Source organism: Streptomyces sp. NPDC029151 (assembly GCF_055564315.1).
The window spans coordinates 430,692-444,047 of the sequence record NZ_JBVHWQ010000002.1; the positions used below are offsets into that span (position 1 = coordinate 430,692).

A 13,356-nucleotide genomic window follows, 5' to 3' on the forward strand; every position below is an offset into this window, starting at 1 on the left:
GCGGTGCCTCATGGCGCGGTGTCCTCGGCGAGGACCCGCGCCATCGTGCGTTCGGCGAGCGCGGTGATGGTGACGAAGGGGTTCACGCCGATCGAGCCGGGCACGAGCGAGCCGTCGGTGACGTAGAGCCTCGCGTACCCCTTCACCCGGCCGTAGCCGTCGGTCGCCCGGCCCAGCACGCAGCCGCCGAGCGGGTGGTAGGTGAAGTCGTCGGCGAAGACCTTGCCGGCCGAGCCGAAGAGGTCGTACCGGTAGATGGTCGCGTTGGCCGCGTTCAGCCGGTCGAACAGCTTCTTGGCCATGGCGGCCGACACGGCGCTCTGGTCGGCGGTCCAGCCCAGGCGCACCGCGCCGGACGAGCCGTCGTACGAGAACGACGCCCGTTCGGGGTTCTTGGTGATCGCGAGGTACAGGCTGATCCAGTGCTCGAAGCCCATGGGCAGCGGGGCGATCTCCGCGAAGACCGGGTTGTCGGGGTTGGCCCAGTCGTCGATGCCCATGACGGGCATGGTGGCCTGGTCGGCGCCGACGGTGTCCCACACGTGGTTGGCGCGGCCGAGCATGGTGTTGCCGTTGGTGCCCCAGCCCGCCCCGACGGCCGGGGCGAGGTCGGGCAGGGTGCCGGTGTCCCGGGCGCGGACGAGGAGTTCGGTGGTGCCGAGGCTGCCGCCGGCCAGGAACAGGTGGGTGCAGCCGTACTCCTTCCGCTCCACGACCGCGCCGGTGCCGTCGATCCGGTCGGCGGTCAGGACGTACGACCCGTCGCCCGCCCGGCCGACCGAGGTGACCTTCTCCAGGGTGTGGATGGTGACGTTGCCGGTGCCGAGGGCGGCGGCCAGGTAGGTCTTGTCCAGGCTGCGCTTGCCGTGGTTGTTGCCGTAGATGACCTCGCCGGCGAGCGCGGACCTGGTGGCGGTGCCGGCGGCCTCGCGCTGCATGTAGCCGAAGTCGTAGACGTTCGGCACGAAGGTGGTGCGCAGGCCGGCGTTGGCGGCGGCCTTCCGGGAGGTCCGGGTGAACCGGTACCAGTCGGTGGACTCGAACCAGGCCGGGTCGACGGAGTTGACGCCGAGCATGGCGCGGGCGCGCGGGAAGTACGTGCCGTACATGTCGTCGGCGTCGACGCCCGGGAACTGCTCGGTGAAGTAGGAGCGCGGCGGGGTGACGGCCATGCCGCCGTTGACCAGGGAGCCGCCGCCGACACCGCGGCCGACGTAGACGGACACGTGGTCGTGGTGCACCCGGTCCAGGACGCCGGGATAGGGGGTGATGGGCCGGTTGACCACGTCCAGCCAGAGGAAGGTGGCGAGCGGGGCCTCGGTACGGCTGCGGAACCACATGGCGCGCTGGTCGGGGGCGGTGGTGGAGCAGAAGACCCTGCCGTCGGCGCCGGCGGTGTTCCACAGGCCGCCCATCTCCAGGACGAGGGTGCGGATGCCGGCCTGGCCGAGGCGGAGGGCGGCGACCGCGCCGCCGTAGCCGGAGCCGACGACGATCGCCGGGGCCCGGTCCGTGGGGGCGGGTTCCGCCGCGCGGGCGGACGGGAGACCGATGCGGGTGAAACCGAGGGCGGCGGCGGTCTGCAGCGCCGCCATGCCCAGGATCTGACGTCTCGTCAGTTTTGGTGTCATGTGCGCAGCATGGGCGGAGTTTCAGGTTCCGCCTAGAGTCCCGGCACGGTTCAGAGCAACGCCTCGAGCCGCTCCGCCAGGAGGTCCCAGCGCCACTTCTCCTCGACCCACCGCCGGCCCCGCTCGCCCATCCTGCGGCGCAGTCCGGGGTCCTGGAGCAGGGCCACGACCCGCTCGGCCGTCTGCTCGACCGAGCCGCCCCGGACCACCCAGCCGGTCTCGCCCTCCAGGACCGCGTCCGGGGCGCCGCCGGAGTCGCCCGCGACGACCGGCAGGCCCGTCGCGGAGGCCTCCAGGTAGACGATGCCGAGGCCCTCCACGTCCAGGCCGCCGCGGCGGGTCCGGCAGGGCATGGCGAAGACGTCGCCGGCGCCGTAGTGGGCGGGCAGCTCGGACCAGGGCACGGCGCCGGTGAAGCGGACCGAGCCGGCGACACCGGTCTCGTCCGCCATCCGGCGCAGGTCCTTCTCGTACGGGCCGCCGCCGACGATCAGCAGGACGGTGTCCGGTTCGGCGGCGAGGACGCGGGGCATGGCCCGGATCAGCGTGTCCTGGCCCTTGCGCGGCACCAGCCGGGAGACGCACACGACCACCGGGCGGTCCGTCAGGCCGAGCCGCGCGCGGACCTCGTCGCCGCCGGAACCGGGGTGGAAGGTCTTCTCGTCGACCCCCGGCGGCAGCTGCACCATCCGCGAGGCCGCCTGGGGGGTGAGCGCGGTCGCTATCCGGGAGCGGGTGTACTCGCCGAGGTAGGTGATCGTGTCCGTGGACTCGCCGATGCGGCGCAGCAGCCGCCGGGCGGCGGGCAGCTGGGCCCAGCCGGCCTCGTGGCCGTGGCTGGTGGCCACCAGCCGCTCGGCGCCGGCCCTGCGCAGCGCGGGTGCCATCAGGCCGAGCGGGGCCGCCGCGCCGAACCACACGGACGTGCACCCGTGCTCGCGCAGCAGTCCGGCCGCGCGCCGGGTGGCCCCCGGGGTGGGCAGCAGCATGGTCGTCCGGTCCCGTACGACCGTGAAGGGCTGCTCGGCGTCGAAGGCGGCGGTGGCCTCGGCCCCCTCCCGGCCGCGCTTCCAGGTGGAGGCGTAGACGACCAGCCGGCCGGGGTCCAGGCGGAGGGCCATGTTGTGCAGGAAGGCCTGGATGCCGCCCGGCCGGGGCGGGAAGTCGTTGGTGACGATCAGGGTCTTGTGCATCGCCGCCGACCCTACCGAATGGGCCGTCCTCGGCCGGGCCCGGCCGAGTCTGTGGCCCGCGCACAGCCGCGCAGGACATCATGGTCGCTCGAAGCGGATTCGAACGGCACGGCGATCGGCGGCACGGCGATCGACAGCACGGTGACCGACGCGGGAATCGGACGGCAGGGGAACACGTGGAGACGAAGGGTGCCGGGCGGTCCCTGGCCCGGCTGCTCGGGACCTGGGGCGTCACTCGTGCGGTGCTGCTGCTCTTCGTCTTCCGGGTGTACGCCTTCCCGGGCCCCGACGTCACCTCGGACGTGTCGGTGATCTACCGCGGCTGGTACGAGGTCCTGCGGCAAGGAACGTTTCCGCTGGACGACGTGACCTGGCAGTACCCGCCGGCCGCGGCGCTGCCGGTCCTCTCCCCCGCCGTGCTGCCCTTCCTGTCCTACCCGCACGCCTTCTTCGTGCTGGCCTGCCTCGCCGACGCCGGCGTGCTCGCTCTGCTGGTGCACGCGGGCCGGCGGGCCGGGCGGTCGCCGCGGGGGGCCTGGGTGTGGGTGGCGGGCGTGCCGCTGCTGGGGCCCACGGTGTACGCCCGCTACGACGTGATGGTGACCGCGGTGGCCGTGGCGGCGCTGCTCGCCGGATCCCGGCGCCCACGGGTGATGGGCGCGCTGGCGGCGGTGGGGGCGCTGCTGAAGGTGTGGCCGGCGCTGCTGCTGGTCGGTGCCGTGCGCCGGCGGGCCTGGGCGTCGGCGGTGGTGACCGCGGCGGGCCTGGCGCTGCTGTTCGCGGTGTCCATGCCGGGGGCGTTCGCGTTCCTGACCTTCCAGCGGGAGCGGGGCACCGAGGTGGAGTCGCTGGGCGCGCTGGTCTTCCATGTGGCCCGGCACTACGGCTGGCGGGGCGAGGTGCTGCTGAACTACGGGTCGATCGAGTTCCTGGGCCCGCACGTGGACCAGGTCAGCACGGCCGCGCTGGCGCTGACCGGGGCCGCGTTCGGCTGGCTGCTGCTGTGGCGGCTGCGCGCGGCCCGCTTCGAGCCGCACACCCTCGCCGACGCGGCCCTGACGGCGGTGCTGCTGTTCACGGTGACCAGCCGGGTGATCAGCCCGCAGTACCTGGTGTGGCTGGTCGGCCTGGCCGCCGTGTGCCTGACGCACCGGGCGGGCCGGATGGGGGCGCCCGCGCTGCTGGTCCTCCTCGCGTCGTTCGTGACGGTCCTGGAGTTCCCGCTCGGCTTCTCGCACGTGGTGACGAGCGACTGGTACGGCGTGACGCTGCTGGCGGTGCGCGACGGCCTGCTGGTCGCGGCCACGGTCACGGCGGCCCGCCGGCTGTGGCGGGCGACCGTACCGCCGGCCGCGCCCTCCCCCTTCCCACCGCAGGCAGCCCGCGCGGAGGAGACCCCCGTCTCCTCCTGACGCGGGGCAGGCCGGGGCCGGGCAGCGCGTGGGGCAGGGCAGCCGGACGGCGGTGTTAAGCGGGGTGATCCGCGGCGGCGCGGGCGCTCCCCCGACGCCTTCGAAGACCCGGGGGCATGCTGCGGCTCGCCCGGGCCACCGGGGCGGGCCGAGCCGGGCATGGCTCCGCGAGGCCGTCGGGGTCCTCAGCCGAGCTGGTTCGTGACGTACGCGCGCCAGCGGGCGGTGAACTCGCGCGGTGTCAGCCCGAGCACCTTCTTCAGGGCCTCCTCGACCGCGCCCGCCCGTCCCGGGTGGGCGCCGACGGACCGGTAGAAGGCGCCGAGCCGGCCGGCGCCCCACCCGTCGGCGATCATCCGGCAGGCCAGCCAGCCGCCCTCGTAGGCCCGCGCCAGCTTCGCCGGCTCGCGGGTGAACCCGAAGTCCCCGTCGGCGGGGAGCGCCTGGGGCACCTCGCCGTCCCGGACGGCACGGGCGAGTTCCGGGGCGGTCTCGACCGGGGTGCGGCCGGTGCCGAGGTAGCCGATCCAGTCGGCGTAGCCCTCGGAGAGCCACAGCGGGGTGGCAGCGGTGGTGCGTGCCCGGGTGGCGACATGGGTCGTCTCATGGGTGAGGACGACCTGCTTGCCGGCGTCGCCGAGCAGGGCGTACGCCTCCGGGTTGACCACCACCCGGTCCGCCGGCGTCCGGCCCGTCCCTCCCGCCTCGCCCGTGGTGACGGCGGCGATGCCCCGGTAGTCGGCGGCGGGCGAGCCCAGCAGGGACGCCATGCCCGCCAGGGACCGCGGGACCAGCACGACGACCCGGCGGCTCCAGTCGGTGCCCCAGGCCCCGGAGACGGCCGGGACGGCCCGCTCGGCCAGCCGGGCGTACGTCCTCAGGTCGGCGGCGGCGCCCCCGGTGCCGAGGACCAGGCTGTGCGCGCCCTTGACGGCGGTCACCGTGCCCTGGTCCCACAGCTGCTGCCCGGTCTTCTCGGCGGGCCTGTCGGCGGTGACGTACCAGCGGCCGCCGGCGGTGCGGCCCAGGGTGAGGACGCGGCGGGTGTCGACGGGGGCCCGGTCGTAGCCGGCGACCCGGTAGCGCAGCTCGGCGTCGGCGGTGGCGCCGGAGGCGGTGCGGCGCAGGCTGCCGACCCGGTAGCTCCAGGAGGCCAGCGGGAGCGCGCGCAGCCGGGTGTACTCGGCGCGGGCGCCGGTCGTGCCGTACGCCCTCTCGTCGTGGCCGAGGAGGGCCGCCGCGCGCCGGTCGAGGACCTGCTGCACCTCGGCGCGCGCGGAGTCGGTCCCGGCCGGCCGCTCGCACCCGGTCAGCGGCAGCAGCAGACCCAGCCCCACGGCTCCGATGCTCCACGCCCGTCTGCGACCAGCCACGCGCCGATCGTACGGCGCCGGGCGCGGTCAGGGCCGGGTGACCGAGGAGACCGGCATCATCCCGACCGGGTCGTAGCGCACCGGGGCGCCGGGGTAGGGGGCGTGGATGACCTGGCCGTTGCCCGCGTACATCGCCACATGGCTGGCGTCGGAGCGGTAGACGACCAGGTCGCCGGGGCGGGCCTGGGAGAGCGGGACCTGCCGGCCGGCGAACCGCTGCTCCTGCGAGGTGCGCGGAAGATGGACGCCGGCGTGCGCGTACGCCCACTGCATCAGGCCCGAACAGTCGAAGCCGGAGGGGCCGTTGGCCCCCCACACGTAGGGGCGGCCGAGGGCCGAGCGGGCGGCGGCCAGGGCGGCGGCGGCGCGGCCCCCGGCGGCGGCGGTCGGCTCGGGCAGCTCCGCGCGGCTGCCGCGGGAGGCCCGGTCGTAGGCGGCGCGTTCACCGGAGGGCAGGGCGTTGATCAGCTGCCGGGCCCGGGCGAGCTTGCGCTCCACGGTCCGCTTGTGCGCGGCCACGGCCTTGCGGCTGCGCTCCAGCTCGGCGAGGGTCCCGGCCGCCTCCGCGCGCTCCTGGGCGAGTTGGCGCAGCACGGACTGCAACTCCCTGAGCCGGCCCGCCTGCCGGGCACCGATGCGGTCGAGCGTGGACGCCTTCTCCAGGTAGTCGTCCGGGTCCGCGGAGAAGAGCAGGGCGACCGCCGGGTCGATGCCGCCGGAGCGGTACTGGGCGCCCGCGAGGGAACCGAGCTGCTCGCGCAGCTCGTTGACGCGCTGCTGCTGCCGGGCGATGTGGTCCTGGGTGTCCCGGACCTCGCGGCGCAGCCGGCCGGCGCGCTCGTCGGCCTCGTCGTAGGCCTGGGTCGCCTTCTCGGCCTCCTCGTACAGGCGGTCCACCTCGGCCCGGGTGTCGGCGCCCGGCACGGCCTGCGCCGGTACGGCGCCGAGCGCGGCCGCGGCCGACAACACGCACAGGGCGAGGGCGCCACGGTCGAATCCGGACGGTGCAAGGCGGCGATGGGACCCCACGGCAGTCCTTCTGCTGGCGGACGTAAGACCGTTTCCCCGGCGCGTGGGGACGGGGAGGCCCCGGCGCCGGGGAAACGCGGCAGACAGTAGCCGTGCACAGGGGTCCGGACCAAAGACCTCGGAGTCAACACAGGGTGACGCCCCGCCGCTGACGCAGGTCACCGGCGGGGCGTGGAGTCAGTTCCGGTCTCGGGGATTCGCCCGTTCGGGCGCCCCCGTGTCCGTGTGTCGGTCCGTGGACGGGTCCGTGTGCCGTGTTCGCGGGGTGCCGGGGGTCAGACCCGGACGCCGAACATGAAGGGGCCGCCGATGGTCGTCATCGACTCGTAGCGGACGACCGTGCCGGTGCGCGGGGCGTGCAGGATCTGGCCGTTGCCCGCGTAGAGACCGACGTGGTGGATGTCGTTGAAGAAGAAGACCAGGTCGCCGACCTTGAGGTCGCTCTGGTTGTAGATCTTCGTGCCGATCTGGGCCTGCGCCTCGGAGGTGCGCGGGATGGAGACGCCGGCCTGGGCGTAGGCCCAGGAGGTCAGGCCCGAGCAGTCGAAGGAGGACGGGCCGGTGGCGCCGTAGACGTAGGGCGAGCCGATCCGGGTCTGGGCGGCGGCGAAGGCCGCCTGGGCGCGCCCGGAGGCGGGCGGGGCGTCGCCGAGGTCCACGCGCTCGGTGGAGGAGCGGTTGGCGCGCTGCTCCTTCTCGGCGAGCTGCGCCTTCTCCTTGGCGGTCAGGGTGTTCAGGAGCCTCTGCGCCTCGGCGAGCTTGCCCTGGACTTCCTTCTTCTTGTTGCCCAGTTCGGTGCGGGTGGCGGCGAGGTCCTTCAGCTTCTCGGTGGCCTCGGCCCGCTCCTGGGCGAGTTCGCGCTGTTTGTCCTGGATCTTCTTCAGCGCGTCGACCTGCTGGCTGCTCAACTGGTCGAGCGTGGACGCCTTGTCGAGGTAGTCGTCCGGGTCGGAGGAGAGGAAGAGCTGGACGGAGGCGTCGATGCCGCCGGAGCGGTACTGGGCGGTGGCCAGCGAACCCAGGCCGTCGCGCAGCTTGTTGAGCTCCTCCTGGCCGCGGGCGACGTCGTCCTGGATGGTGGCGATTTCCTTCTGCAGCTTCTGCTGCTTCTCCTTGGCGCCGTTGTACTTCTCGGTCGCCTGCTCGGCCTGCTCGTAGAGCTTGTCGACCTTCGCCTTGACCTCGTCCTTGCCGAGCTTCTCGCTCGGCGCGGCGTTGGCGGCGTTGGCGCTGAGCGCGACGGCAGCTGCGGCAGCGGTGGTGAGCACGGTCACACGGGTGCGGCTCGGCTGCTTGGGTCGACGGTGGGACGCCACGGAGGACGAACTCCTTCTTGTGAGTGATCACCCGTTCGGAGGTTCGAAGCCAGACCCTAGTGACCCGGTTGTGATCAGTTCAAATCCCACAGCAAAAAATCTCGTCACGCAATGCATTCTTTGCACGTAACTCACGTGCAGTGAAACCCGCTTGACACTACGTTGCGTGACGATACGGCCAATTCGGGCATCGACCCTGTCCGTTGGACCTTCAGGACAGTCGCTTGAGAAGTACCGCAGAGGCCACCGGTCGGGCACCCGCCCGCGCGACCCCGTCGGCGACCTCCCGGTCGGTGGAGACGACGATGACCGGACGCCCCGGCGGCTCGGCGCGCACCAGCTGGCGGATCAGCTCGTCGGCCGTGACACCGGGCTTGGAGAACAGCACCCGCACCCCGCGCGGCGGCGCGAGCAGCACCGGCGCGGCGAGTTCGGCGCCGTCGAAGACGCACGTCACCTCGGCCCCGGTCTGCGCGGCGAGTGCCGACAACTGGCCCAGCAGCCGCAACCGCTGCTTCTCCAGCGGCATCTGCGGATAGCCGGTCTTGGTCACGTTGTAGCCGTCGACGACCAGGTGCGCCTGCGGCAGCGCCAGCAGCTGGTCGAGGATGGCCGGGTCGTTCTCGGACAGCGCGCGGGCGGCGATGTCCTTCGGGGTCATCCGGCCCGGTTCGACCGCGTCCACCGTCTCGGCGGGGCGCACCGACACCGGGGGCAGGGCGAGTTCGCGCCGGAGCCCCTGGGTCGCGTCCAGCAGGGTGTCGAGCAGCAGCCGCACCCGCATGTCCTCCACGCTGCGGCCCTCGCGCGCGGCCCGGCGGGTGGCCTCCAGCGCGGCCTCGGCCTCGCCCAGGCGGGCCTTGAGCCGGCGCGTCTCGCTCTCCGCGGCCGACACCTGCGTCTGCGCCTCGGTGCGCACGGCGTCCATCTCGCCCTGCACCTTGCGCAGTGCGGCCTCGCCCCGCTTGACGTCGCTGAGCGCGGCGCGCAGCTTGCGGTGAAGCGATTCCGCTTCCTTCCGGGCCGCCTCCAGCTCCGCGCGCAGCCGTTCGGTCTCGGCGCGGGTGTGCTCCCGGGCCTGCGCCAGCTCCGTGCGCAGCCGCTCCAGTTCGGCCCGGCTCTCCTCGTCGGCGCGCTCGGCGTCCGCGCGCTGGGCCTCCTCGCCGGCCGCGGTGACCAGCTTGACCCAGCCCGCCGGGCGCAGCACGTAGGCGGCGGCCGCCACGTCGAGGGGGTCCGCGGCCGGGGGCGGGGAACCGGAGTCGAGGGCGCCGGACAGTTCCGGCTGGGCCTCCCTGAACTTCTCCCCGATCCGCTGCCGGAACAACGGATCGGTCTCCAGCGCCGCCGCCATGGCGTTCCCGGCGAACTTGGCCCGGCGATTGGGGGCGAACCGGGCGTACTGTCTCAGCTGGGCGGGCAGTTCCACCACGGTCAGCCCGCCGAAGCCGTCCGAGACGATCTGCACGACACGCCGGCGCACACCGTCGGGCAGCGGACGGTCAAGCACCTCAGCGGTGCCGTCGCCCGGCCCCCCGCCTGCGGTCTCCACCATCCGTCACACCCCAATACCGGAAAAAAGCCTCTCCGGGGCCCGCTCCGCTCAGGAGCCGGCGCCCGGCCTGTCCACGAGTTCCACCTGGTCCACCGCGTTGCACCAGCGGCAGCGCACCGATTCGATGGTCTCACTGACCACCTCGCGCTCCTCCACGGTCGACTCGCCGGCGAGGTCGAGGTGGACGTACTCGACGACCTTCGACGAGCGGGTGACGTCGAACCGGGTGAGGTTGCCGCAGAGGGTGCAGCGCCATCGTGTCGTGGCCGTCGGCAGGGGAACCGTCATGGTGACTGTTCTCTTCCTTCTCGTGTCGGTCCGCGCCGTCCCCCGACGCGTGTGGCTCGTAACCCTACGGCCTGCCGGGGACTCGCCGCCCGTCCGTTCACGGCGGCGAGGCGGTCTGTCAGCTTGCGTCCCGTTACGTCATGCTCTGTAGTCATGATCAGCACCTGGAGCAGGGCGGCCGGCAGGACACTCGGAGCGGTCCGGGGCACCTCGGCCCCGATGACGTACGGCCTCATCGCCCTGTGCGCCCTGGTCTTCGCGCTGGGCCCCGCCTCCGGGCTGGTCCCCGGGTACGGCTCCGGGGACGCGCTGTTCGCCGCGCAGCGGGCGTACTTCCGGCACTGGGGCGTGGTCCCGGCCGAGCTGTTCGAGGAACCCGCCCGGGCGGCGCTCACCCCGGCCACCGCGCTCTTCGTGCACGGCAGCTGGGTGCACCTGCTCGGCAACATGCTCTTCCTCTTCGTCTTCGGGGCGATGACCGAGGAGCGGATGGGCCGGGTGGAGTTCACCCTCTTCTACGTCGGCTGCGGCTACCTCGCGCTGCTGGGGTACGCGGCGGCCAACGCCACGTCCGGACAGTCGCTGGTCGGCGCCTCCGGGGCGGTCTCGGCGGTCCTCGGGGCGTTCCTCTACCTGTTCCCCCGCGCGCGTGTGACCAGTCTCCTCCCGTTCCTGTTCTTCCTGCCGCTGCGCTTCCCCGCGTGGGTGGTGCTGCCGCTGTGGGCGGCCCTCCAGTGGCTCGCGGCGGGGCGGGCCTCGGACGGCCCCGGGGTGGCCTACCTGGCGCACCTGGTGGGGTTCGGGCTGGGCTTCGGCTACGCGTGGGTGCGCTACGGACGTGGGACTAGAGTGAAAGCCGCCCCAGCTCCGGTCCCCGAGGGAGAGAAACAGCCGTGATCACCGCGATCGTCCTGATCAAGACCAGCGTGGACCGGATCCCCGAGATCGCGGAGCGGATCGCCGCGCTCGACAGCGTCAGCGAGGTCTTCTCGGTCACCGGCACCTACGACCTGATCGCCATGGTCCGGGTCCGCCGTCACGACGACCTCGCCGAGGTCATCCCGGGCCGGATCAGCAAGATCCCCGGCGTGGAGGCCACGGACACCCACGTCGCCTTCCGCACCTACTCCCAGCACGACCTGGAAGCCGCCTTCGCGATCGGGCTCGACAACTAGGGGGTCCGTCCGGCCGCCCCCTGGCCGCCGAGCTGCACCGCGGCGATGCCCGTGCCCGAGGGGACGTAGAGGCGGCCGGCGTGGGCGACCGGCGTGTGCTGGTCGTCGCCCGCGTCACGGCCGAGGGCCGCGCTCCAGCGCTGCTTCCCGCCCAGGTCCAGTGCCCGGACCCGGTCGCCGGCGCGGACGTACACGGTCTCGCCGGCCACGACCGCCCGCGGCTGGGCCGCGCTCCCCTTCAGGTCGTACGTCCAGGCGCGCGAGCCGTCCGCCGCCCGGACGGCGTACACGACGCCCTGTTCCGTGCCGACGGCCAGTGCGCGGCCGCCCGCGCCGAGCGGCCCGGTGTCGGTCTCCCTGCGCCACAGCCGGCGGCCGTCCGGGACACGGAACCCCTGGCGCTCGGCGGCGGTGTCCGCGAACAGGGTGGTGCCCGCGACGGCGACGGCCGTGACGTCCGTGCCCGCGGACACCTGCCACGTGCGGGAGCCGTCCCGCGCGTCCAGCGCCAGCAGGACGTCGCCGTAGCTGCCGGTGCAGATCAGCCCGCCCGCGACGAGGGGCGTGCCGGTGGGGCCGGCCGGGGTCCTGGCGGTCCACCTCTCGCTGCCGTCGGAGGCGTAGCGGCGCAGCCCGCCCGCGTCCGTGCCGCCGACGGAGACCAGCACGTCCGAGCCGAGCAGGACCGGGACGGCGTACCTCCGGTCGCCCAGGGTGCGGGTCCACAGCGGGCTGCCGGACGGGCTGACCGCGGTCAGCCTGCGCTCGTCCTCCGCCTCGAACCCCACCACGCAGTACACGGCGTCCCGGGTGGCCACGGGGGTGGAGACGTCGTCGCCGAGCCGGACCTTCCAGCGCTTGGAGCCGTCCCGGGAGACGGCGTGCAGGACGCCGCCGGAGGTGCCGGCGTAGACGACGGAGCCGTCCGGGGACAGCGCGCAGCACGCTCCGTCCAGGCCGCCGATGCCGCCGAGGTCGTAGGTCCAGCGCAGCACCGCGGGCCGGTCGGCGCTCCCGCTCGCCGCCACGGCGGGGACCGAGGCCTGCGACGAGCGGTAGCTGGCGTGCAGGCTCTCGGTGCCGGTGCCCCGCTGCAGCAGCCAGCCGCCGGCACCCGCCCCGGCCACGACGGCCCCGCCGGCGAGGGCCCTCAGCACCCGGCGGCGGCCGGGGGCGACGGGGCCCGGACGGGGGAAGGGGGCGGGTGAGTCGGGGGCGGTGGCGTCGGCGGGAGCGGGGGCCGGTGCGGGGTCCCCGGGGGCGGCGGCGACGGCAGGGGCCGGGGCGGGTGAGCCGGGGCTGGTGGGGTCGGCGGGGACGGGGGCCAGGTACTCCACTCCGCTGGGGCGGTCGTCGGTGGCCGGGCGGGGCCGCGCGGCGGGGCCGTACCAGTCGGGGCGGACGGCCGTGCGCAGCGTCTGCGGGGTGAAGCCGGCGCCCGCCACCACCTCGGCCGGCTCCGGGCGCTCCAGCGGGTCCTCGCGCAGACAGGCCGCCACCAGCGGACGGATGTCCTCCGGGACATGGGAGAGATCGACGTCACGGGTGAGGATGCGCAGCAGGACCACCGAGTCCTGCCCCTCGCCGAAGGGCTCCCGGCCGCCCGCCGCGTAGGCGAGGACCGCGCCGAGGGAGAAGACGTCGCTCGGCGGGCCGACCTGGCCCCCGTTGCGGATCTGCTCCGGGGAGACGTAGCCGACCGAGCCGACGACCGCGCCGGTGCGGGTCAGCGCGGTGGCCTCCAGGGCCCGTACGATCCCGAAGTCGATGACCCGGGGGCCGTCCGGGCCGAGCAGGATGTTCGACGGTTTCAGGTCCCGGTGGACCAGCCCCCTGGCGTGGATGGCGGCCAGCGCCTCGCCGAGCGCGGCGGCGAGGATCCGGACCGCGGGGCCGGGCAGCGCGCCGTGGTCCAGGACCGCGTCCCGCAGATTCGGGCCGGGCACGAACTCCGTGGCCATCCAGGGGCGTTCGGCCTCGGTGTCGGCGTCCACGACCCGTGCGGTGTACGTGCCCGCGCCGCCGACGGTCTGGGCGGCGCGGACCTCGTGGCGGAACCGGGCGCGGAAGGTGCGGTCCTCGGCGTGCTCGGCCCGCACCACCTTCACCGCGAGTCTGAGGCCCGTGCGTGACTCGGCGAGGTAGACCTCGCCCATGCCGCCGGCGCCGAGCCGGTGCGTGACGGTGTACGGGCCGATCTGGCGCGGGTCAGCTGCGCGCAGCGCGTGCACTCCGTGCTCCCCCCGGTCTAGCTGCTGCCAGGGGGAGTGTATGCGGCGCCCTCGGACCGGGGGGCGCCGCCCGGCCGTCCGCCGGGTCCGCGGGTACCGCGCGGGCGGGGCCGGCGTGGTGTCCCGCGCGTCCGGTGGCGCCCCGCGGGGCGC

Annotated in this window: 11 protein-coding genes; 3 read left to right on the forward strand and 8 right to left on the reverse strand. The window is 74.3% G+C overall.

Going from position 1 to position 13,356, the window contains the following annotated elements:
* Positions 1 to 8 precede the first annotated feature (8 nt).
* Positions 9 to 1,631, reverse strand: a complete 1,623-nt coding sequence (locus tag ACZ4VF_RS09705) for a GMC oxidoreductase (protein ID WP_467924439.1) — start codon at positions 1,629 to 1,631, stop codon at positions 9 to 11.
* A gap of 50 nt (positions 1,632 to 1,681) precedes the next feature.
* Positions 1,682 to 2,824 (reverse strand): glycosyltransferase family 4 protein, encoded by a 1,143-nt coding sequence (locus ACZ4VF_RS09710; protein ID WP_467924441.1) that lies wholly within the window; start codon positions 2,822 to 2,824, stop codon positions 1,682 to 1,684.
* A 176-nt stretch (positions 2,825 to 3,000) separates the two neighbouring features.
* Between ACZ4VF_RS09710 and ACZ4VF_RS09715 the strand changes: the two genes are divergently transcribed.
* Positions 3,001 to 4,236 carry a glycosyltransferase 87 family protein gene (locus tag ACZ4VF_RS09715; RefSeq protein ID WP_467924443.1) on the forward strand — a complete coding sequence of 412 codons (1,236 nt, stop codon included), beginning with the start codon at positions 3,001 to 3,003 and terminating at the stop codon, positions 4,234 to 4,236.
* A 185-nt stretch (positions 4,237 to 4,421) separates the two neighbouring features.
* Here ACZ4VF_RS09715 and ACZ4VF_RS09720 read toward each other — a convergent pair whose 3' ends face one another.
* From ACZ4VF_RS09720 to ACZ4VF_RS09740, 5 genes are all read right to left on the reverse strand, one after another.
* On the reverse strand, positions 4,422 to 5,609 hold the full coding sequence (locus ACZ4VF_RS09720) for a hypothetical protein (protein ID WP_467924445.1): 1,188 nt from the start codon (positions 5,607 to 5,609) through the stop codon (positions 4,422 to 4,424).
* 27 nt (positions 5,610 to 5,636) lie between these two features.
* Positions 5,637 to 6,638, reverse strand: coding sequence for a C40 family peptidase (locus ACZ4VF_RS09725; protein ID WP_467924447.1), 1,002 nt, complete (start codon positions 6,636 to 6,638; stop codon positions 5,637 to 5,639).
* Between the two features lie 275 nt (positions 6,639 to 6,913).
* Positions 6,914 to 7,954, reverse strand: coding sequence for a C40 family peptidase (locus tag ACZ4VF_RS09730; RefSeq protein WP_467924449.1), 1,041 nt, complete (start codon positions 7,952 to 7,954; stop codon positions 6,914 to 6,916).
* Positions 7,955 to 8,165: 211 nt separating this feature from the next.
* Complete coding sequence (locus ACZ4VF_RS09735; protein ID WP_467924452.1) at positions 8,166 to 9,509, reverse strand: NYN domain-containing protein; 1,344 nt, start codon at positions 9,507 to 9,509, stop codon at positions 8,166 to 8,168.
* 48 nt (positions 9,510 to 9,557) lie between these two features.
* Positions 9,558 to 9,797 (reverse strand): hypothetical protein, encoded by a 240-nt coding sequence (locus ACZ4VF_RS09740; RefSeq protein WP_404069448.1) that lies wholly within the window; start codon positions 9,795 to 9,797, stop codon positions 9,558 to 9,560.
* A gap of 153 nt (positions 9,798 to 9,950) precedes the next feature.
* On the opposite strand from ACZ4VF_RS09740, the gene ACZ4VF_RS09745 reads away from it, so the two are divergent.
* Together ACZ4VF_RS09745 and ACZ4VF_RS09750 are read left to right on the forward strand one after the other, a co-directional pair.
* Positions 9,951 to 10,694 (forward strand): rhomboid family intramembrane serine protease, encoded by a 744-nt coding sequence (locus ACZ4VF_RS09745; RefSeq protein ID WP_467924455.1) that lies wholly within the window; start codon positions 9,951 to 9,953, stop codon positions 10,692 to 10,694.
* Complete coding sequence (locus ACZ4VF_RS09750) at positions 10,691 to 10,972, forward strand: Lrp/AsnC family transcriptional regulator (protein WP_189307756.1); 282 nt, start codon at positions 10,691 to 10,693, stop codon at positions 10,970 to 10,972. Before ACZ4VF_RS09745 ends, ACZ4VF_RS09750 begins: the two co-directional genes overlap by 4 nt.
* Here ACZ4VF_RS09750 and ACZ4VF_RS09755 read toward each other — a convergent pair.
* Positions 10,969 to 13,203 carry a protein kinase domain-containing protein gene (locus tag ACZ4VF_RS09755; RefSeq protein WP_467924458.1) on the reverse strand — a complete coding sequence of 745 codons (2,235 nt, stop codon included), beginning with the start codon at positions 13,201 to 13,203 and terminating at the stop codon, positions 10,969 to 10,971. The genes ACZ4VF_RS09750 and ACZ4VF_RS09755 overlap by 4 nt on opposite strands.
* Between the last annotated feature and the right edge of the window lie 153 nt (positions 13,204 to 13,356).